General features: G+C 61.5%; 20 protein-coding genes. 8 read left to right on the top strand and 12 right to left on the bottom strand.

The features are described from left to right. Positions 1-84: 84 nt before the first annotated feature. The gene (gene glmS, locus B8746_RS04465) at positions 85-1,923 is read left to right on the top strand and encodes a glutamine--fructose-6-phosphate transaminase (isomerizing) (RefSeq protein WP_084392025.1); all 1,839 of its coding nucleotides are present in this window, start codon (positions 85-87) and stop codon (positions 1,921-1,923) included. Positions 1,924-2,234: 311 nt separating this feature from the next. Here glmS and B8746_RS04460 read toward each other — a convergent pair whose 3' ends face one another. Then, entirely contained in the window at positions 2,235-2,849 is a 615-nt protein-coding gene (locus B8746_RS04460; RefSeq protein WP_084392024.1) for a TetR/AcrR family transcriptional regulator, read from the bottom strand. A gap of 76 nt (positions 2,850-2,925) precedes the next feature. Here B8746_RS04460 and B8746_RS04455 point away from each other — a divergent pair, with 76 nt between their 5' ends. The 3 genes from B8746_RS04455 to B8746_RS04445 are packed head-to-tail and all read left to right on the top strand — an operon-like array spanning position 2,926 to position 4,884. After that, positions 2,926-3,915, top strand: a complete 990-nt coding sequence (locus B8746_RS04455; RefSeq protein WP_084392023.1) for an NAD(P)H-dependent glycerol-3-phosphate dehydrogenase — start codon at positions 2,926-2,928, stop codon at positions 3,913-3,915. Position 3,916: 1 nt separating this feature from the next. After that, complete coding sequence (locus B8746_RS04450; RefSeq protein WP_084392022.1) at positions 3,917-4,207, top strand: YciI family protein; 291 nt, start codon at positions 3,917-3,919, stop codon at positions 4,205-4,207. Then, on the top strand, positions 4,207-4,884 hold the full coding sequence (locus tag B8746_RS04445; RefSeq protein WP_084392021.1) for a glutathione S-transferase: 678 nt from the start codon (positions 4,207-4,209) through the stop codon (positions 4,882-4,884). The genes B8746_RS04450 and B8746_RS04445 overlap by 1 nt, the downstream gene beginning before the upstream one ends. Here B8746_RS04445 and B8746_RS04440 read toward each other — a convergent pair. From B8746_RS04440 to B8746_RS04415, 6 genes are all read right to left on the bottom strand, one after another. Then, a complete protein-coding gene (locus B8746_RS04440; RefSeq protein WP_084392020.1) occupies positions 4,862-5,677 on the bottom strand; it encodes a sulfotransferase family protein in 816 nt (271 codons plus the stop codon). The genes B8746_RS04445 and B8746_RS04440 overlap by 23 nt on opposite strands. Before the next feature lie 43 nt (positions 5,678-5,720). Then, the gene (locus tag B8746_RS04435; RefSeq protein ID WP_084392019.1) at positions 5,721-6,257 is read right to left on the bottom strand and encodes a TerB family tellurite resistance protein; all 537 of its coding nucleotides are present in this window, start codon (positions 6,255-6,257) and stop codon (positions 5,721-5,723) included. Positions 6,258-6,335: 78 nt separating this feature from the next. Beyond that, positions 6,336-8,612: a PQQ-dependent dehydrogenase, methanol/ethanol family gene (locus tag B8746_RS04430; RefSeq protein ID WP_084392018.1), complete on the bottom strand. Its 2,277-nt coding sequence runs from the start codon at positions 8,610-8,612 to the stop codon at positions 6,336-6,338. A 117-nt stretch (positions 8,613-8,729) separates the two neighbouring features. After that, on the bottom strand, positions 8,730-9,611 hold the full coding sequence (gene pyrF, locus B8746_RS04425) for an orotidine-5'-phosphate decarboxylase (protein WP_095380825.1): 882 nt from the start codon (positions 9,609-9,611) through the stop codon (positions 8,730-8,732). Continuing rightward, positions 9,608-10,438 carry a S1 family peptidase gene (locus B8746_RS04420; RefSeq protein WP_084392017.1) on the bottom strand — a complete coding sequence of 277 codons (831 nt, stop codon included), beginning with the start codon at positions 10,436-10,438 and terminating at the stop codon, positions 9,608-9,610. The genes pyrF and B8746_RS04420 overlap by 4 nt, the downstream gene beginning before the upstream one ends. Positions 10,439-10,453: 15 nt before the next feature. Beyond that, positions 10,454-10,885 carry a DUF350 domain-containing protein gene (locus B8746_RS04415; protein WP_084392016.1) on the bottom strand — a complete coding sequence of 144 codons (432 nt, stop codon included), beginning with the start codon at positions 10,883-10,885 and terminating at the stop codon, positions 10,454-10,456. A gap of 77 nt (positions 10,886-10,962) precedes the next feature. Between B8746_RS04415 and B8746_RS04410 the strand changes: the two genes are divergently transcribed. Both B8746_RS04410 and B8746_RS04405 read left to right on the top strand, forming a co-directional pair. Continuing rightward, on the top strand, positions 10,963-11,748 hold the full coding sequence (locus tag B8746_RS04410) for a 3-hydroxybutyrate dehydrogenase (protein ID WP_084392015.1): 786 nt from the start codon (positions 10,963-10,965) through the stop codon (positions 11,746-11,748). Between the two features lie 114 nt (positions 11,749-11,862). Next, on the top strand, positions 11,863-12,705 hold the full coding sequence (locus B8746_RS04405) for a hypothetical protein (protein WP_084392014.1): 843 nt from the start codon (positions 11,863-11,865) through the stop codon (positions 12,703-12,705). A gap of 274 nt (positions 12,706-12,979) precedes the next feature. On the opposite strand, the gene B8746_RS04400 is transcribed toward B8746_RS04405, so the two are convergent. From B8746_RS04400 to B8746_RS04380, 4 genes are all read right to left on the bottom strand, one after another. Next, positions 12,980-14,389: a vWA domain-containing protein gene (locus B8746_RS04400; protein ID WP_143434523.1), complete on the bottom strand. Its 1,410-nt coding sequence runs from the start codon at positions 14,387-14,389 to the stop codon at positions 12,980-12,982. A gap of 183 nt (positions 14,390-14,572) precedes the next feature. Next, positions 14,573-15,853, bottom strand: coding sequence for an HlyC/CorC family transporter (locus B8746_RS04390; RefSeq protein ID WP_084392011.1), 1,281 nt, complete (start codon positions 15,851-15,853; stop codon positions 14,573-14,575). Between the two features lie 3 nt (positions 15,854-15,856). After that, entirely contained in the window at positions 15,857-16,975 is a 1,119-nt protein-coding gene (aroB, locus tag B8746_RS04385) for a 3-dehydroquinate synthase (RefSeq protein ID WP_233123919.1), read from the bottom strand. 4 nt (positions 16,976-16,979) lie between these two features. Further along, the gene (locus B8746_RS04380) at positions 16,980-17,561 is read right to left on the bottom strand and encodes a shikimate kinase (protein WP_084392009.1); all 582 of its coding nucleotides are present in this window, start codon (positions 17,559-17,561) and stop codon (positions 16,980-16,982) included. A gap of 93 nt (positions 17,562-17,654) precedes the next feature. Between B8746_RS04380 and B8746_RS17495 the strand changes: the two genes are divergently transcribed. Both B8746_RS17495 and B8746_RS04375 read left to right on the top strand, forming a co-directional pair. Further along, the gene (locus B8746_RS17495; RefSeq protein ID WP_267905928.1) at positions 17,655-17,789 is read left to right on the top strand and encodes a hypothetical protein; all 135 of its coding nucleotides are present in this window, start codon (positions 17,655-17,657) and stop codon (positions 17,787-17,789) included. Further along, positions 17,779-19,533 carry a hypothetical protein gene (locus B8746_RS04375; RefSeq protein ID WP_084392008.1) on the top strand — a complete coding sequence of 585 codons (1,755 nt, stop codon included), beginning with the start codon at positions 17,779-17,781 and terminating at the stop codon, positions 19,531-19,533. The genes B8746_RS17495 and B8746_RS04375 overlap by 11 nt, the downstream gene beginning before the upstream one ends. Here the strand turns inward: B8746_RS04375 and B8746_RS04370 are convergent. Further along, complete coding sequence (locus B8746_RS04370) at positions 19,530-20,369, bottom strand: rhamnogalacturonan acetylesterase (RefSeq protein WP_084392007.1); 840 nt, start codon at positions 20,367-20,369, stop codon at positions 19,530-19,532. The two genes, B8746_RS04375 and B8746_RS04370, sit on opposite strands and share 4 nt — an antisense overlap. Positions 20,370-20,373 lie beyond the last annotated feature (4 nt).

The raw sequence follows: 20,373 nt of genomic DNA, 5'->3' as shown, positions 1-20,373 counted from the left end.
CCGACACGGTTTTTGCAATGACGTAACGCACCTGTGTCTCATATGGCGAGTATGACAGCTGTGAACGGAATGGATTGAGTTTGTATGTGTGGAATTATTGGCATTCTTGGGAGTGAGCCAGTTGCGCCGCGGCTTCTGGAGGCGCTCCGTCGCCTTGAGTATCGCGGCTATGACAGCGCGGGTGTCGCCGTGCTTGACGATACAGGCAGGATGGATCGCCGCCGCGCACCGGGCAAGCTGAAGAACCTGGAAGCCGAACTCGCGGAAAACCCGCTCGCGGGGTTTCAGGGTATCGGCCATACGCGCTGGGCCACGCATGGTTCGCCGACAGTGGTGAACGCGCACCCGCACGTCTCCGGTCCCGTTGCAGTGGTTCATAATGGGATTATCGAGAACTTCCGCGACCTTCGTCAGGACCTTGAGGCCAAGGGCCACAAGTTCGAAACCGAGACAGATTCAGAAACGATTGCGCACCTCATCGCCTCGAACATTCAGGCCGGAATGAGCGAAGTCGACGCGGTGAAGGCTGGCCTTGCCCGACTCGAAGGCGCGTTCGCGCTGGCCTTCCTGTTCGCCGGCAAGCCTGACCTGCTGATCGGCGCCCGCAAGGGCTCGCCTCTGGCCATCGGTGTTGGCGATGGTGAGATGTATCTCGGGTCCGATGCGCTTGCTGTTGCGCCATTTACAAACAAGGTCGTCTATCTGGAAGAAGGCGACTGGTGCGTGCTCGACCGCGACAGTTACACGGTTTTCAACGAGAAGGGCGCTGAGGTCAGCCGCGAAGTGACCCTCGTGCAGGGCGCTGGTGCCGCGGCTGAGAAGGGCAATTATCGCCACTTCATGCAGAAGGAAATCTTCGAGCAGCCCGATTCCACGGCGCGCACGATTGGTGCCTATGTTAATGTGCTGAAGCAGACGGTCGAACTGCCGGGTGAGAATGGCCACGCGATTGACTGGAACGACGTGACCAGCCTGCACATGATCGCCTGCGGAACGGCGCATTACGCCACGCGGGTTGCCGAATACTGGTTCGAACAGGTCGCGGGCCTGCCGGTGAAGACCGACATCGCCTCCGAATTCCGCTACCGCGAACCGGCCTTGCCGAAGACAGGCGGGCTCGCACTCTTCGTCAGCCAGTCCGGCGAGACCGCCGACACGCTGGCGGCGCTTCGCTATTGCAAGGAAAAGGGGCTGAAGACGGCCGCTGTCGTCAATGTGCCGACATCGACCATCGCGCGTGAGGCCGACCTTGTCCTGCCGACGCTGGCCGGCCCTGAAATCGGTGTGGCCTCGACCAAGGCGTTTACCGCGCAGCTCTCAGCGCTCGCGGCGGTCGCCATCGCGGCGGGCCGGGGCCGTGAAACGCTTTCCAGGGATGCTGAAATCCGGCTCGGCAAGGCGCTGACCCAGCTGCCACGCCTAATCTCTTCGACGCTTGCGCTCGATGAGCGGATCGAGAAGCTCGCGCGTGACATCGCGAAAGCGACAGATGTCATCTATCTCGGACGCGGCGTTCATTACCCGATTGCGCTGGAAGGGGCGCTCAAGCTGAAGGAGATCAGCTATATTCATGCTGAAGGCTATGCATCGGGAGAGCTGAAGCACGGTCCGATTGCGCTGATCGACGAAGACACGCCGGTTGTGTTTGTCGCGCCATTTGATGGGCTGTTCGACAAGTCCCTTTCGAACCTGCAGGAAGTCGCTGCGCGTCGCGGCGAGGTGATCCTGATTTCGGATGAAGCCGGCCTGCGGGCGGCGGCGGATGCACCGGCGCACCGGATCGAACTTCCCGATTGTGACCCGTTCGTCGCGCCGATCCTCTACTCCATCCCTGTGCAGCTTCTCGCCTATCATGTGGCAGTGGAGAAGGGCACGGATGTGGACCAGCCGCGCAACCTCGCAAAGTCCGTCACTGTCGAATAGGCCGCCTCTCTTCAAGTATAAAAAGCCCCGTCAGCGCGAATGCTGTACGGGGCTTTTCAGTTTGTTGTCTCCACCCGTCGGGGTGGCGATGTCATACAATTGATCCAGCAGTCAGCAGGGTCAGGCCGACCAGGCCAGCGGCAAGCGGCAGGCTGAGCAGGGCGGCGAGAAAGCCCTGGCGGGCTTCAGTCAGGGAGGAAACGCTCATTATTTTTATCCTTCAAGCATTTGCAGGGCAGGCATGTTCACCCGTCCCATGCAGCCTATGTAGCATGCCTTGAAAAATAATCAATGAACGAAATCAAAAATATTTAGTGTTCAGTTTCCGGCGTCTTTTCGACACCATGTCTGAGGCCTGCGATGATGATGTCGAGCGCCCCATTCAGCTCGCGGCGAAGCTTTGGCAGGGTGAGCCGGGAAAAGAGCTGCGGGAAGCGGAACTTCATCAGCGCCGACTGGATCATCTCCGCCGTGTAATTGCAGTCTGCAATAGGTGCGAACTCGCCCTTTTCCACGCCATCTTCGAGGATGACGCAGAGATAGATACGCTCCTGAGCGAGGCCTTCATTCATGAAGAGCGGGCGCTCTTCTCCAAGCACTTCAGCCACTTCCAGGATCTTTGCTTCTCGCTCAATGGTCTCATAGCTCTGGGTCAGGTCGTCATGGAAGACCTGCCTCAGGCGCTGCGATGCGGGTCCATCGCTACGCGCGATCTTCGAATAGGCCTGATACCGTTCGGCGTTATACTGCCGGGCCATGGCTTCGGCGATGTCGATCTTGGAGGAGAAGAACCGGTAGATATTGCCAGCTGACATGCAGCAATCCTTGGCAATCTCCGACATGGTTGTTTTGCCATAGCCGTAGTGTTTGATACGGTTCATTGCCGCTTCAAGAATCTGTTCGCGGGTATCTGATTTGTCACTCATGATTACACGATAAGGGAAATGTCTGAATGATCAACGAATTCTTCAGCGCATATGTTCCCGGGAGAGAAATGGCCTGATGCAGAAAATTGGAATCCTTGGGGCAGGCGCCTGGGGCACTGCGCTTGCTTTCACCGCGCGCGAAGCTGGCCGCGACGTGCAGATATGGGCACTGGAACAGGATGTGGCAGACGCGCTGTCGCAGGGCAGGGGCAATCCCGCCTTCCTGCCGGGGATCGACCTTCCGGCCATGCCGGCGTCCAGCGATCTTTCCGACCTCGCCGGGTCGGACGCAATCCTTTCAGTGGTTCCGGTGCAGCATGCCCGCAGGGTCTTTACCGATCTTTCGCCGCACGTCGCGGCCGGAACGCCGATCGTGCTTTGCTCGAAAGGCATCGAGCAATCCAGCCTCAGCCTGATGACGGATGTCCTGCACGAGACCATCCCGCAGGCCGTGCCGGCCGTCCTCTCCGGTCCGAGCTTTGCCGCCGACGTTGCGCGCGGCCTGCCGACCGCCGTGACGCTCGCCTGCGCCGACCAGGCACTGGGTGACACGCTGATGCAGGCCATTGGCCGACCGACGTTCCGCCCCTACTGGTCGAATGACCTCATCGGAGCAGAAGTCGGCGGAGCGGTGAAGAATGTGCTCGCGATTGCCTGCGGCGTTGTCGAGGGCATGAAGCTCGGCAAGTCCGCGCACGCTGCTATTATTGCACGAGGATTTGCAGAGATGACGCGGCTCGCCGTGGCACTTGGCGGGCAAGCGCAGACCTTGTCGGGGCTTTGTGGGCTGGGCGACCTGGTGCTGACCTGCTCGTCGGTGCAGTCCCGCAATATGAGCTTTGGCAAGGCCCTCGGCGAGGGCCAGTCGGCCGAAGCAATCCTGGCAGAGCGAAATTCTGTGACCGAAGGTGTTGCCACAGCACCGGCCTTGATCGCGCTTGCCGAGCGGGAAGGCGTGTCCATGCCAATCTGTGAGGCGGTCGACGATACGTTGAGCAACCGGATGAGCCTCGACGAGGCGATCCGGGACCTGTTATCCCGGCCCTTCACGCAGGAGACAAGCTGACATGCCGCAATTTCTGATCAATGCCCGCGACAAGGCGGGAGCCCTTGAGTTGTGCATGGCGAACCGCCCACAGCACCTGAAATGGGCGAAATCACGTGCGGGCAGGATCCTGATGGCAAGGCCCGTCTTTGCCGATGATGACGAATCCTTTGCCGGTTCGACCTTCGGCGCAGAATTCGACATGCTTGAAGACGCGAAAGCCTGGACTGCCGATGATCCATACGCAAAGGCGCGGCTCTTCGATGCGGTGGAGATACGCCCGTTCAAATGGCTGCTTGGGGACGGCAAGTGATGAGAAAGTTCGTCAGTGGTAATCTTAACTACTCGAGCTGGTCGATCCGGGCCCTGCTCATGGCGCGTCATGTCGGGCTGCAGGTCGAGGAGGAGATCGTTCCGCTCGATTTTCCGGCGACGACCGCGCGCCTGGCAGACATCAGCCCGAGCAGGAAGGTCCCCCTGCTAATCTGGGATGACGAAACCGTGTGGGATTCGCTCGCGATCATCGAATGGCTGGCTGAACGCTATCCGAGCGTCTGGCCGGAGAACCCGGCCGCGCGGGCCCGCGCGCGGGCGATATCGGCGGAGATGCATTCAGGCTTTCCGACGCTTCGCCGCGATTGTCCGATGGATATCCGCTCCCGGCACGCCACGCCGGAGCTGACTGCCGCGCTGCAGGCGGATGTGCAGCGTGTGGACACGATCTGGTCGGAAACGCGCGAGCGGTTTGGCGTGCGCGGTGATTTCCTGTTCGGTGACTGGAGTGCTGCGGACGCTGTCTACGCCCCGGTTGTAACGCGGTTTATCACCTACAACCTGCCGCGCAGCGAGATTGCACAGGCCTATATGGACGCTGTCATGGCGCACCCGCTGATGGTGACGCTGGCTGAAGAAGCGGCAGCCGAACCCTGGTGGATCAAATATGAAGCGGGCGTGCGCAGCGCGGGCTTCACGTCTTCGGAAAATTCATGAGGTCATAGCCGAGATCGTGGCGGAACAGCTCGCTGACGCGCTGGCGGTAAATGTCCAGCGCCTCGCCTGAAAACTGTTCTTCCAGCGGCGTCTTGCGGAACTGGAGCACATTGGCTTCGGCTTCGGGGTCGACCTTTTTCGCCATCGCATCCTTGGTGCCGGCCTTCAGGGCGGCATCGATCGATTTCGGCGTCAGCGCGATTTTCCAATGGGCGGCCATGCCGCCAAGGATGGCCCGGGGATTGGCGCGGGTGTCCTCATAGTGGACGCGGTAGATCCGGTCGCCGGCCTCCTCTAGCACTTCGCCCCAGCGGTTCCAGAACCGGGCGATCCAGTAAAGGTCTGCGCGGTAGGCAGAGCCGGACGGGTCGCCGCGCAGATAGTCCAGCCAGTCGACATTCAGCTCATGATTCCATTTCGCATGGTGGCTCGCGAGAATGCTCATCGGGTGGCGCACGAAGAGGACGTAGGGCGGCAGGGAAGCAAGCTTGCGGGCCCAGCCCCAATCGGCGAGCCGGTGCGGGATGGTGTGGCTGAAGGCGAGGCGCGGCAATTCCTTATAAGTCGGCTTGTCCTTGGGCCAGCCAATATAGGGGCGCACCGCATCTTCGGAGAAATAGAGCGGGCGCGGCACGTCATATGTGTCGGCGAGCGCGACCGAAAACATGTATTTTACCCAGTGCGTGCCGGAATTCTTGGAGGTGACAAGCACCCCGTCAAAAGCGCGGTGGCGCAGGATGGAAAAATTGCCCCAATTGTCCTTGCGGACGCGTTTGTCGAATGCGCTGCTCATTGGGAGTGGTTGTAGTCCGCTGCGCCGCGTCCTGCCAAGCAGTTCAGTTCAGTCCGGCCTTCTGGCGCCAGATCTGGATGAGATCACGTTCCATGATGCTGACATCACCATCGGCTACGGCGACATTTTCCAGCATGCTGGCCAGTTCGTCGAATTCCTTGTGACCCATGCCGGGCGATTTCACGATCACTTCGCTCATGCGGCCTACCACAATGTGCGAGGCGGGGGCATTGCGCGTGAGCCAGCCGGCCTGCGTCACCATCTCTTCCGCGGTGCTGTCGCTGAAGCCGAAATGCTCGATCATCTCGGCGCGCATCGCCGCTTCCTGCTTTTCGGTGATTGCGCCCCGGGTGCGGGCGATTTCAAGCATCATCACGGCGGCAGCCTCGCGAGGGTCCTTCACCGTCTCGAGACCACCCTTGCGGGCCCGCCGTCGCCTGAAGTCGAGTTCGCGCGGTTTGTTGGCGAGCCCCTTGGCGGCGTTATAGCCGTCGCGGGCGGCGCCATGCAGCATCTTCAGGCGCCAGTACCAGACGGCGATGAAGGTGAGGAAACCCAGCAAAGCAAGCAGGATATGCATTAAAAAGCTCTCCGACAGTCCCTGCCGGAGAGCTTAGTTGTTTGCCCTCCGGAATAGAAGAGGGATTGGTGTTGGCGCTTATTCGCCTTCGCCCGCTTCCATTTCCGGCTCTGCGTCATCGGGCAGGGCTGGCTCTTCGCCATCTGTTGCATCTTCTGCGGGTGACGCAGTCGTCTCGTTCATATGCGCCTGCGTGATGACGTAGGCGCGAATGGCTTCGGAGTCTTCCGGCGTGATGACGTCGGAGAAGGACACCATGCCATTGGCCGCAAGGTTGCCATCCATGACCACGCCCTTCCACGCTTCGGCGCTGGCAGTGTAGCTCGACCAGCGAAGGTCAGGCAGGACGCCGGAACTGATGCCGAGCATGCCGTGGCAGACCGCGCAATTGCGGGAATAGTGCACAAGACCCGCCTGAAGCATGTCCTCGTCGCCAAACGGGTCGGCCTTTGGCTCAGGTTCGACAATCAGGCCGGTGTCGAGCGGTGGAATTTCCGCTTCGCCGCCCAGCTTGAACGTAATGACCTTGCCAACGGCTGGCGGGACGGTGTCCTTGAACAGGAATCCGGCCGCAAGGCCATAGGCGTGGCCCCAGCCTGTTGTGATGGTCACGTATTGCTCGCCATCGATTTCGTACGTGCCCGGTCCGGAGAGTGCGCCGGAATGCAGCTGTTCGGACCAGAGTTCATCGCCCGTCGCCGCATCATAAGCTGCGAAGGTGCCATCAAGCTTGCCCTGGAAGACGATGCCGCTGGCGGTGGACAGGATACCGCCATTCCAGCCGGCTTCATGCTCGACCGTCCAGCGTGCTTCCTGCTTGACCGGGTCCCAGGCGACGAGTGTGCCCTTGGCGGAGGCCCGCAGCGCTTCGACCGTGCCTTCCGGATAGCGAAGCGGCATACCGGCAGAAAGGTCCATGCCGGTGTTCCACTTGGCCGGCTTGGACTTGAAGCGCGCATCCGTGATGTAGGCTTGCGCGGTTTCCATGGCAGGAATGTAGACAAGGCCGAGATCCGGGTTCATCGCCATCGGATGCCAGTTGTGCGCGCCATACGGCGCCGGGATCTGGACGAAGCCCGCATAGGTCGCCGGATCATTGTTGCGCGCTTCGGGGTGCTCAATCGGACGGCCATCTTCGTCGAGGCCTTCGGCCCAGTTGATATTGGCGTAAGGCTCACCCGAGATGAGTTCGCCGGTGGCCGCGTCTATGATGTAGAAAAAGCCGTTCTTCGGGGCCTGCATGGCAACGCGGCGGCTTGCGCCATTCTCGCCGAGTGGCAGGTCGGCCAGCATGATGTGCTGGGTAGCGGTGTAATCCCAATTGTCGCGCGGCGTGGTCTGATAGTGCCAGTTGTATTCGCCCGTGTCGGCGTTGACCGCGACGATGGAGGAAACAAACAGGTTGTCGCCGTCGCTATTGGGATCGCGCAGGTTGGCATTCCAGGGCGAGCCATTGCCAACCCCGAAGATGACCTGGTTGTTCTCGACATCATAGACAATCGAGTCCCAGACCGTGCCGCCGCCGCCATCGGTGGTCCATGCGCCATCATTGCCCCAGGTGTCATTGGCGAGTTCGGCGAAAACCGCATCGGAGACTGCGCCGTCAGGCTCCTTGTTCGGATTGGGTACAGTGTAGAACCGCCAGGAGAGGTCGCCGGTCTCGGCATCATAGGCTGAGAGGTATCCGCGGACCCCAAGCTCTGCGCCGCCATTGCCGATCAGCACATTGCCTTTGACGATGCGCGGTGCGCCGGTGATCGTATAGGGCTTGGACTGGTCGACGGTCACCTTGCTCCAGACGACATCGCCGGTCTTGGCGTCGAGCGCCTCGAGACGGCCATCGATCACGCCGACATAGACCTTGCCATCATAGACAGCGACACCGCGGTTCACGACATCGCAGCAGGCCTTCACGCCGACCGCCTTGTCGACTTCCGGATCGTACACCCACAGTTCTTCTCCGGTGACAGGATCGAGCGCATAGACGATCGACCAGCTGGAGGTGAGGTACATCACGCCGTCCACGACAATCGGGGTCGATTCGATGCCGCGGCCGGTCTGCAGGTCATAGGTCCAGGCGGCGGACAGTTCGGAAATATTGTCCTTGGTAATCCCGGTCAGGCCGGAGTGGCGTTGCTCATCATAGGTGCCATTGTATGTCAGCCATTCCTGGGGCGTTTCACCGGCTGCAAGCAGGCGCGCATCGTCGACGGCAGCCGTGCCGGTCGCATCGGGCGCTTCGACAGGCGGGCTCTCCGCCTTTTCGATATCCTCGACAGTATCGGACGGGTTGCCGCATGCCGCCAGCAACAGCGCTGACACGGCTGCGGTCGCTATCAAGCGAACGGATTTCATGATCACTCCTGAGTTTGCCTCTCCCATGGCGTCCCGTCTTTGCGCGGGTTCCGCCTGAACGATGGGCATGCTAGCTTTTTTTAAATGCTTGTCGAGACGGACGCTAGGGAAAGCGCCTCAGAGGCCCGCCGCTGTAATCAGGTCTTCGCGTGCAGCGTCCATGGCGGCCCCGACAATCTCTTTCCACGCGTCAATGGATGTCGCCTTGTCGGCACCCTCAGGGAAGTTGAGCGAGCGGGATGCATTGACGATTCCGCCGACGAGCCGGTTCCCGTCCGGGACAAATCCGGCAAGCGCTTCCTTTGCGCCCGCGCCCTGTGCGCCATAGCCTGGCACGAGAAAAAGGGCCTTGGGAGCCAGCTCGCGCAGGCGTTTTGCTTCGGCCGGTCCTGTGGCGCCGGTCACCAGCATCAGGCCGGACCAGCCACTTGCTCCCGTCAGGCGGTCGATCATGGGCGCGAGCGCTTCGACCACCCGTTCGAAGAGCGGGGCGCCGCCCATGTCGCGGGACTGGAAGTCGGCCGAACCGGGATTGGATGTCCGGGCGAGTACGACAACGCCTTTTCCGAACTGCTCGGCGGCTTTTACGTGCGGCTCGATCGTGTCGAGCCCCATATAGGGGTTCACGGTGAGCGCGTCGCAGGTAAACGGCGCGGGCTCCTTGAGGAAGGCGGAGGTGTAGCCTTCAGCGGTTGAGCCAATGTCGCCGCGCTTGGCGTCCATGAGGATGAGCAGTCCTGCCTCGCGCGCACTGGCGAGGATGCGCTCAAGGGCGCGAAGGCCGGGCCAGCCATGGCGTTCGAAAAACGCGATCTGCGGTTTGACGATGCCAGTCCTGCCAATGGCGATTTCTACCAGTGCCTGTCCCCAGCGTTCGATGCCATCGGGCGTATCACCGCCGAAAATGGCCGGAATTTTTCCGGCATGCGGGTCGATGCCGACGCAGAGCGGACCGTGCATGGCGGTCGCCTCGATCAGCCGGTCGGCAAAGGGTTTCAAGAATTGTCTCCGACGCTGCAAGCGACTTTCACGACCTGAAGGCTCTGACGGGCACGGTCGGCTGATCCCCCATAGGTGTCCGGTCCGAAGGGAAGCGGGCGCTCGCCGATCGGCTCAACGCCTTTCTCGGCGAGGAATTCCGCGATGGCTTCTGGCGAGGCGCTGTAGATACGACCGCGGCGCGGGCTTTCGGCGATGATGACACCGCGCACGCGGCCATCGGAGTCGTAGACCGGCCCGCCGGACAAGCCGCCAAGCGATCCGCTGAGGTCTGATGTGCGCCCGGTTTCGGCCCAGGTCAGGACCGGTTCCTCGCCCCTGCGAAGGCCGCTCGTGACGAGCTTCGAGCGCGAGATAAGGCGGCTGGCGGCCTCACCAGGTCGACCCTGTGGGTAGCCGACATGGAAGCCATAGGAGCCAATGCGAAGGTCAGGCGAGGTGTCGAGGGCAACGGGTGAGAGGCTGGGATAGGCCGTCAGCAGCGCAAGATCAGTCGACTGGGACACATCCACTTTTTCGACCCGCAAATAGCGGTTCGGTGCAACGAGAAGGGATACGTCCTCGCAGCCATCGACCACGTGACGGGCCGTCAGCCACTGGCCGTCCGTATTGATCGAAAAGGCCGTTCCAATGCCATCCCGTGGGCTGTCGACGCGGACGAGGACGGTTTCGTCGAAGGCGGAAGGCGGCGGGAGGGTTGCGCCTTCGCGCTCAACCGAGTCCGGCGTCGCTGGCGGCGCATCCTGGTCTGGCACATTGGAAAAGACGCCGCCAACAATCGCAAGAAGGGCGAGCGTGTAAACCAGCCAGTCAGGGACAAAACGCAAGGCGGCTTCTCCTCCTTAAAACCGTTGAAGGGCCGGGTCCCAGAGGCCGGCCGCGAGCAACATGGCACTGGCAAGCTTGGTCCCGATCAGGACGATGGCAGCGCCTGCTTCATCATCCTGAATTCGCTTCGGCAAGTCTCGCAGCATCAGGTCCGTAAGTCGATAGGCAAGCAGCTGCAGAATGAGCGATACGATGCCCCAGAGCATGAGATCGAGAAGCGACACGCTGGATGCAAGACAGGAGGCGAGCGGGATGGCAAGACCGACGATTGCGCCGGCCAAAGCGAGGCCCGCCGTGCCATTGCCGCCTTTGACGAGGGCCAGTTCCTTCCACGGGGTCAGCAGTACATAGACTGAGACGGCCAGAATGAGCATGAGGCCCGCGGCCCCGGTCCAGAGCAGGAAAGTCGGAAAACCTTCCTGGAATGACTGAAATACTGATCCCATGAATACACCGGCCTGTTGTCTTGGAAAGCTTTGTCCTAAACAAGCTACGGCTCTCACTCAAGGACAATGGAGAAATCATGCTGCATCGCGGAAAAACGGCTCTTGTAACGGGCTCTTCAAGCGGAATCGGCAAGGCGATTGCCGAAGCGTTTGCAGCAGAAGGCGCGAATGTCGTTCTGAACGGACTGGTAAAGCCAGGTGAGGAGGATGCGCTCGTCCAGGAGTTCGAGAGCAAGTATGATGGAAAATTCGGATTTTCCGGCGCGAACCTGACCGATCCCGAAGCCATTGAGGGCCTGATCAGCTATGCGGCGCGCGACTTTGGCGGCGTCGATATCCTCGTCAATAATGCCGGTGTCCAGCATGTCTCCCCCATCGAGGATTTCCCAGTCGCCAAATGGGACCTGATCATCAGCCTCAATCTGAGCGCGGCCTTTCATACGACGCGGATGTGCATGAAGCCGATGAAGGAAAAAGGCTGGGGCCGGATCGTGAATACGGCCAGCGCGCACGCGCTCGTCGCTTCGCCTTACAAGGCGGCCTATGTCGCGGCCAAGCACGGCATTGCCGGCCTCACCAAGGTCGTTGCGCTGGAGGGGGCGCAACACGGCGTGCGCTGTAATGCGATTTGCCCTGGTTATGTCCACACGCCGCTGGTCGATGCTCAGATAGCAGACACTGCCAAGGCGCGGGGTATCACCGAGGACGAGGTCAAGCAGAACGTCCTGCTTGCGGCTCAGCCGACAAAAGAGTTTGTCACAGCCGTACAGGTGGGGGCGATGGCGGTCTTCCTGACAAGCCCTGCCGGCGACCAGATCAATGGCGCGCTCATGCAGATGGATGGTGGCTGGGTGGCGCAGTGACGCTACGTCACCTGCAATGGATATTGCAGGACAAAAACTAAATGACTGGTTTCCATTCAGGCTCGATTCAGCTTAGTTCCCCTAGGCGGTCCGGGTTATCCAGGGGAGGCATACATGCTCAAAACTACTCTTTTCGCAGCCGTGTCGGTTGGTTTCGCGGGCGCTGCAAGTGCTCAGATTCTGGAAATTGAGGACCATCACGAACGCTTCGATGTCGCCGGGGTGAAGCTCGGAGATACGCCGGATGACGCCATCGCGACATTGAAGGATCGCGGCTATGAGTGTGATTTCCGGGGCCTGATGGGAGCCGACGGCGCCCCGGTGAACGAGCATGGCAATGCCGGCTATATGCGTTGCAAGACGACCGAGATGCTCGAGGTCGGACGCCGCAGCTATGCGCGCGGCGAGATGGATCTTTTCTTCGGCAACCTCGACCTCTCCGGAACGGGGACAGATGCGAGCAAGGTTTTCGTGCAGAAGATGGTCTTCAAGGAGCGCTATGGCGACAAGCCGAACCTCGACACGATGCATGCACGTATCCAGTCCAAATACACCGGAGCAGAGCGAAGCCAGGGCAAGTGGATTGCGTTCGGCAAGTCAGCGCCGGATCAGGAGGCTCGCGAAGATGCCTACCGTGCGAAGGTGCAATCCTGCGCGGAGTACCGGAACGAGGCCCGCCGCGACGGCACGACGAGGGATGAGCGGATCAAGATTCTCGAATGTGCGCTGGAGCGGGCTGAACTGAACTATAGTTTCATGATTGGTCATCCTACGCAGATGACGGCGAAATACTCGAACCGCCCGACTGACGAATATTCCACGATTGAAATTACAGCTGAATGGCCAGCCTGGCTGCGGGTCCAGCAAATCCACGTGGATGCGTTCAACAACTCGAAGTCTCTTGAAGCGGCCAAGGCAGGCCCGCAGATCGATGAGGACGTCGAGACGACCTTCTAGGTCTTTGCGGCGCTGATAAAGGCCGGGCTCCTCGCTTGCGGGAGGCTGCACAATAAAGGCCCCGCCCCGACCCTCCCCGCGAGCGGGGAGGTGCTGTTGTGCCAGCGGCCGAATGGTTCGACTTCGCTCACCATGTCGGCCTGCGTTGCGTCAGAAATAGTCCGACTTGGTGAGGGTCCTTCGACTAGCCCAGGATGAGAGTCGAACCATTGCGGGCGAATAGCGCAAACGGTTGAGACCACCCCTCCTTTCTCAGGAGGGGCGGGTAGGCAAGTCAGCTCTCCGTCGCTTCCACCTTGCAGATGCCAGCCTTGTAGTCGCCGACGACACGGATCACCTCGTCGCCGTCCGGCTCGACGCGCTGACCGGAAATGAGATCGACCAGGACGCGCTCGACGAGGCTGTCGAGGCGGGTGACGACATAGCAGTCCACGGTGGGCTCGGCGTGCGCATTGCCGACGCCGCTATCATCGGTGAGAAACAGATAGCGCCCGCCCGTGACCTGGCCCATGGAGCGCATCAGGAATTCCGCCGTATCATCGACGCCGCTGGCCGCCAGCGGGACAATATGGATGCCCCTGGTGCGGGAGATCAGCCCGCTTTCCCATGTCGACTGGATATCCTCATCATGCGGTGGGGCGTCGGCGACGAGCATGTTCACCTTCACCGCATCGTCACGCCAGCTGAATTCAAGCCCCTTGGCCATCGCGTCCTGCATGGCTTCGGGGAAATCGCCGCCGCCACCGGCGCTTTGAGCCTTCAGGTTCTCGACGAAGGCAGTGAGATCACCGGTGAGATCAAAATCGCGAACGACATAGGCGTCGCCCGTGTCGCGGTAGACGATGAGGCCGGCCTGGATATCGAGACCGCCCTGGCTTTCACGCACCCGGTCGAGGATGGCGATGAGCTCGCTCTGGAGGTAGCGCATTTCGTCAGCCATGGAGCCGGTCGCGTCGAGGGTCAGGACGAGATCCAGCTTGGTGACTTTCGCGGCATCGCCGGAGAAACTTATCTCGACCGGGCCATCGGGCCCACCTTGGTTGAGGTTGATCGTTTGGGAGATGCCGGTGCTGCCGGGCGCAATCGCCTGGATGACGACACCGTCCCCCAGCGCGTCAAAACGCGGATAGAGATAGGCCATGCCGTCCGCGCCCGTGCGCAGCGGGAAAAGCGTCTCCCCCTGATCGTTCTGGACGAGAATTTCGACAAAGGGCGCCGGCTTGCCGAGGCGGTCGGTGAACTTCAGTTCGACCCGGTCCGCCGCGTCGACATAGGGCAGGTCCTTGCGGGAGATGAGGCTCTTGCTCTTTTTCAGATAGGCCTCGTACAGGCCGGGATTCAGCACGTCATCATAGTCGCCAGCCGTAAGTGTCCCGGATTGGGGGAGCGGCTTTTCGGCCGCCTTGTCGCGTTCGTCGACGGTGCCGGACATGCTGTCGGCAGGGGCTTCAGCGCTCGGTGCTGGCACGGGGACCGGCTCTGCGCTCGACATCGCCGGAGGCGGGGGTGGCGGAGGCGGCGGAGGAGGTGGTGGTGGCGGTGGTGGGGGTGCCGGTGGGCTGAAGCCGTCTTCCGTTCCCGTGACAATGATGTCGTCTGACCCCTCGCCGGCACGTTCGGTTGCGCAGCTTGCCAGAACAAGAACGCTTGCCATGGCAAGCGCAGCAGATGTTGTGAATCGCATTGAGCGTCCCCTTCTTCGATCCTGAACCGGCAGTCAGTATTAAAATCTGGACACAAACAAGGCGGGCCGACGGAGAATTGTGGCCAGTTCAGTCTCGCTCAAACCTTGCTCATCAAACGCAAGGCGCGCGTGGTTTCGAAGCCTTCGACAGATTTCAGCTTAGTCGCGCGGGGGAAAAGCCCCTCAGCGCGAGGAATCTTCTTCCGGCTCTTCCGGAATTGGCGCGACACGAAGGCCAGTGATCTGGTTGCGTGTCTTGCGAATGATATCAAAGCGGTGACCGTGGAAGGAGAAACGCTGGCCGGGTTCGGGAATGGTTTGGGCTTCGTGGATGACGAGACCGGCGACCGTGACAGCCTCGTCGTCCGGTAGCTGCCAGCCAGAGGCGCGATTGAGGTCACGGATCGTGACCCAGCCTTCCACGATGACCGAGCCATCGGATTGCGGGCGGACACCCTGAACGGGAACATCGTGCTCGTCGCGAATGTCGCCAACAATCTCTTCCAGAATGTCCTCAAGCGTCAGAAGGCCCTGCAGTTCGCCATACTCGTCAACAACGAGGGCAAAGTGGTTGCGCTCTGTGAGGAAGAGGTCGAGCTGGTCCTGAAGCGGTGTCGTCTCTGGCACGAACCAGGGCTCACGCAGGAGTTCGGTCATGTCGATATTGTCGATCTCGCCATTCTGGTTCACGACGGCGCGCAGCAGATCCTTCACGTGCAGGATGCCGGTAATCTCATCGTCGTCCGCATTGTAGAGAGGCAGGCGCGTATGCGGGCTGTTCAGGGCCTGCTTGATGATTTCCGCAGAGGGCGCTGACGCGTCCAGCATGGTGATGTTCTTGCGGTGGATCATCACTTCTTCCACCGTCATGTCTTTCAGGTCGAGTGCGCCGACAAGGCGGTGGCGGTCGGCTTCGTCCACCCCGCCCTCGGAGTGGTGGAAATCGATCGCGCCGCGGATTTCCTCCTCGGCGGTAAAGCTCGCATCAGGCGCGCCAGCGCCAACCAGCCTCAGCGTGGTGTTCACGATGGCCTGGATGATTACCACGATCCATGACACGGCCTTGACCAGCCACGAGATCGGCTTGCCGACCGACATGGCCATCGAGTCCGCGCGTGTGATGGCATAGGTCTTTGGCAGGACCTCCGCGAAAACGAGGACGAGCACCGTCATCACCGCTGTCGCCACTGCCACGCCCGCAGCCCCCGGCAGGAGCGAGGCGAAGAGCGTCGTCGCCAGGGCAGATGCGAGGATGTTGACGAGGTTGTTGCCCAGCAGGATGGCACCGATCAGGCGTTCGCGGTCACCGATCAGGCCGTTCACTGTGGCGGCGCGCTTGTTTCCTTCGCGCTCCAGCTGGTGCATCCGGGTTCGGGAGGCTGCAGTGAGGGCGGTTTCTGACCCCGAGAAAAAGGCCGACATTCCCAGAAGGCAGAGAATGGCGATAAATGTCCCAATAATCATGGCTCAGCCCTGCTGAAGCTCCTTGTCTAGAAAATCGCGAACGTCCGAAAGGTCGGCGTCCGGCTGGATGAAGGCGCGGCCCAGCCCGCGTGCCAGGATGAGAGGAACGCGCCCGGCGCGCACCTTCTTGTCCTGCTTCATCGCTTCGACGAGCGTGTCAGCGGGATAAGGTCCTCCTGGAAGACAGTTTAAGTGTGTCACAAGGCCCGCAGAATCAAGCAGCTTGCTGGCGCGCTCGCTGTCTTGTCCGGTCATCAGGCCGAGGCGGACCGAATAACGCAGCGCCAGCGCCATTCCCATGGCGACCGCTTCGCCGTGCAGCAGGCTTGGCTTGAAGCCATTCGCTGCCTCCAGCGCATGGCCGAATGTGTGGCCGAGATTGAGCAGGGCACGAACGCCGGATTCGCGCTCATCCTGCGAGACGATACGGGCCTTTGAGGCGCACGACACCGCAACAGCATGGGCAAGCGCATCCGGCTCGAGCGCGACAACGCGGGCGCCGTTCTGCTCCAGCCATTCGAAGAAATCCGGGTCGTCGATCAGCGCATATTTCACAATCTCGGCATAGCCGGCGAGGCGTTCGCGTTCCGGAAGGGTAGAAAGCACCGACGTGTCGGCGAGCACAAGCTGTGGCTGGTAAAAGGCGCCGATCAAATTCTTGCCCTGGCTCGCATTCACCGCCGTCTTGCCGCCAACCGAGCTGTCGACCTGGGCCAGAAGCGTGGTCGGCACCTGGACGAATTTCATGCCGCGCTTCATCAGCGAGGCGGCGAGACCGGTCAGGTCGCCGACAATGCCGCCGCCGAGCGCGACCAGCACATCGTCGCGGCCTGCGCCTTCCGCAAGCAGCCAGTCCAGAACCTCGCCAAGCGTGCCCCAGGATTTCGAACCTTCCCCATCGGAGACGGCTTTCAGGTGCATGGCGAGGCCGGCCCCGCGGAGACTGTCTTCCAGGGCACCGGCATAAAGCCCGCCGACAGTGCCGTCGGTGAGGACGAAAACGCGCTTCTGCTTGACCAGCGGCGCAAGGTGCGTGCCGGCGGAGGCGAGCAGATTGTCGCCGATCAGGATGTCATAGCTGCGGTCGCCAAGATCGACGCGCACCGTTTTGGGGAATGTCATTGTTTCAGCCATGTCGGGCTTTCGACCACTCATCAAGCGCTTTCAGGATTGAGTCCACGGTCGCCTTATGCGGACCTTCCTTGCTGGTCACGACGAGATCGGCCTGTTCGTAGATCGGACGACGTTCATCCAGCAGGCGGCTCAGCACGCCTTTTGGGTTGTCAGCTTTCAGAAGTGGACGGTGACTGCGACGGGACACGCGCCGCCAGAGGGTTTCAAGGTCAGCGTTCAGCCAGATCGTCACGGCTTTCTCGCGAAGCAGGTCACGCGTGTCCGGATCGAGATAGGCACCGCCGCCTGTGGCCAGGACATGCGGCTCATCGCCGAGGAGGCGTTCCAGCACGCGCCTTTCGCCGCGGCGGAATTCCGCTTCACCATGCAGGGTGAATATGTCTGCAATGGAGAGGCCGGCGGCTCTCTCAATCTCATTGTCGCTATCGAAGAATTTTCGACCGAGCGTATCGGCCAGCCGCCTGCCAACCGTGGATTTGCCAGCACCCATAAGGCCAACCAGGGCGATGGTGCGGTCAGACAGCGCCGCCTCAATTCTGCCTGCGTCTGCTGTGTACTTGCTGTTTGCGGTCATGGGCTTTTCGGTTTCGTTATGACTGTCCTATACAGGCTCGGTCGATACGAGCAATGATTCCGGTGGAACTCGACCGGGGAAAGAGGGTCCGTTTTGCGCAAGTGGCTAATCCTGTTCGCTGTCCTGATTGTGGGCGTTCTTGCAGCCTTGTGGTGGCTGGGCACCGAAGTTGATGCGTCCAAGCCTGAAGCTGGCGAAGTGCGCATGGAGATTGAGAATGTTTTCTAAAGGCAGGTGCACCGGGTTCGCCGCGGCGCTTGCCCTTGTCGCCTTGCCCGCAAGCGCGCAGATCGAAGCGGGCGGGCTGGACGATGTCGACAGCTGGGGCGTGAGCCTGCTGGAGCGTGGTGAGGCAGGCCTCAGCGAGCGCGTCTGGTCCGGTTCGGATGGCGAATACCTGTTTGGTCTCCTGAGCGCGATCGATGTGGAGGCTCTGTCGGAGCCGGAGCGCGCTGTTCTGAGCCGTGCCCTGCGAAGCCCCGCCAATGGTATTCGCGGCGATGTTGCCACCGATCTTGCCGAAAAGCGGCTTGGCCTGCTCATGGCGCTTGGTGAGGAGGACGCTGCGATCAAGCTTGCGCGGCAGCTGGACGAGCCGCCTGAAGGATTTGACGGCGATGCAATCCTGTCGGATGCGCGCCTCGCCAATGGCGACCTCGATGTTGTGTGCCGCCAGATGGACCCGGTCGCCGAAGGTGCCTTCTGGGCGCAGCTTCGCGCAATCTGCACGCTGAGCAATGAAGACTATGCTGCGGCCGAGCTATCCATCGAAATCGCGGCGCAGCAGGAAGGTGTGGACCCGTGGTTCGCCGAAACGGCGATTGCCATCCTTGCAGAGGCCGAAGAGCTGCCGGATGCCCGGTATGGCTCTGGTCTGGAAATCGCGCTGTCGCAACTCGCCGGGCTGCAGATTACTGAAGAGACAATCGACAGCATGCCGCCCGAAATGGCGGCGGACCTTGCTGGCGACCGGGATATCGACCTTGGTCTGCGTCTCATGGCGGCGGGAAAGGCTGCGGCGGCGGGGTCCATGAACCCCAAAGAGCATCGCAGGCTCTATGCCGAGCTGATCGAGACCGAAGAATTCGAGCCGGAAAGCGCGATTGAAGCGGCCTTCGTAGCGCTTGCCCGCGAGCCGGACCCTGAACCAGAGCCCGAACTTGTCATCGCAGCTCCCTCCACTGGTGGCCCGCGTGACCTGCGCGTGATGAATGAGGACTGGATAGAGCCCGTACGCCCTGAAGATGTTTCGCCAGAGGCGCTCGAAGCTGACCCGGTGGATGAGATTTCGCTTGCTGAAGAACAGGCACTCGCCATCTCCGAGGCCCTGCGCCAAGCGGGCGGTGACAAGAGTGACCTGCAGGCGCTGGCGCGTCTGTTTGAGGCCGATCTCGGCCGCCTTGAGGTCAATGACGACACCAGGTTCGCCGCCATCTCCTTTGCCGCTGCGCTCATGTCTGTCGGCAACGATCAGGGCGCGATGCGCTGGCTGAACGGGCTCGATGAGGAGGAGCTGTCAGACAGCGAGGCTTTCGAGGCAGCCCTGCTGACAGGCTATGCTTCGATATTCGCCGACCAGCGCACAAGTTCGACCCTTCGAGACATTGCCCAGACGCTTCTGGAGACCGGTATCGAGCCGGCCCAGAACGAGCAGGCCTTGCGTCTCATCTCGCTCTGGTCCGGTTTTGACATGCCGATGCCCGTCGAGGCGCGCATGGCGCTGGCCGATGCCACGCTGCGCTCGCGGCGGATCGAGACCGGCAAGCTTGTCGCCATTGATGCTGCAGCCCGAAACGGTGCACCGGGCGAAGCGCTGTTCTCGCTGCTGGGCGAGACGCGCGGCAATCCCGGGGAACTGTCGGGTGCTGACCTCCAGATCGCGATCCAGGTGCTGCGCCGGATTGGTGCGCAAGTTGAAGCCGAGGCGCTGGCGCTGGAAACCGGCGAGGTCTGGCGACTGGTGCGCCGCTAGGTATTGGCGTCGAGATAGGCGGCGCACTCGGTGACGGGCGCTGGCCTCGGGCGTGCCGGGCCCGGACCCTCGACCTTCTCGCGGTCGACAAGGCCGGACAGCTCGTCCACATCCTGAAACGCGCGGCCAAGCACAAAGGCCATGCCGCATGCGCCGAGCCGCGAGAAGTGCGTATTGTCCTCAATGCCGCTTGGGTGCTGACGGTTTCGGTCCTGCGGCGTCAGCCAGAGAAAGTCTTTCTTCGTCTCATCAGCGCCAATCGTTTCCAGATAGGCGAGGCCGAGCTCTGACAGGTTGATGAAGGGGACGTCCATCTGTTCGGACACAATGCGGTAGGCTTCGAGATAGAGGCCGTGCGTCTCGACCATCGCCTTGCCTTCCCAGAGACGGCGCGGAGCGGGCGAGATGATGACGGGAGTGGCCTCGCGGTCGCGGACATCCTGAACGTAGCGCCGCAACAGGTCAGGGAAGTCTGTCTTCGGATCTGCATAACGGGCAGGCGTGTCATCGCGCTGGTCGTTATGCCCCATGCTGATCAGGACGACGTCGCGCGGTTTGAGATCGATCAGGACCGCTTCCCAGCGGCCCTCGTCTATAAAGGTGCGCAGGCTGCGCCCACTCACCGCGGCATTCTCGAACTGGGCCGGCCTGGCGAGAAAATATCGCAGGGCCTGGCCCCAGCCAGCTTGCGGGGCCGCGACCGCCGTATAGTCGCTGGCTGTGGAATCACCGACAAGGATGAGGCGCGGCCCGTCCTCGTCCGAGCCGGACCCAGGTGAGCAGGCTGATAAGGCGAGAACGGCTCCAAGCGCGATTGACCTCAGGCTGGTTCTCATCTGC

Source organism: Henriciella pelagia (assembly GCF_002088945.1).
In the GTDB taxonomy this organism is placed as follows: domain Bacteria; phylum Pseudomonadota; class Alphaproteobacteria; order Caulobacterales; family Hyphomonadaceae; genus Henriciella; species Henriciella pelagia.
Note: the sequence above shows the minus strand (reverse complement) of the source record. Positions and strands in the feature narration are given on the sequence as shown.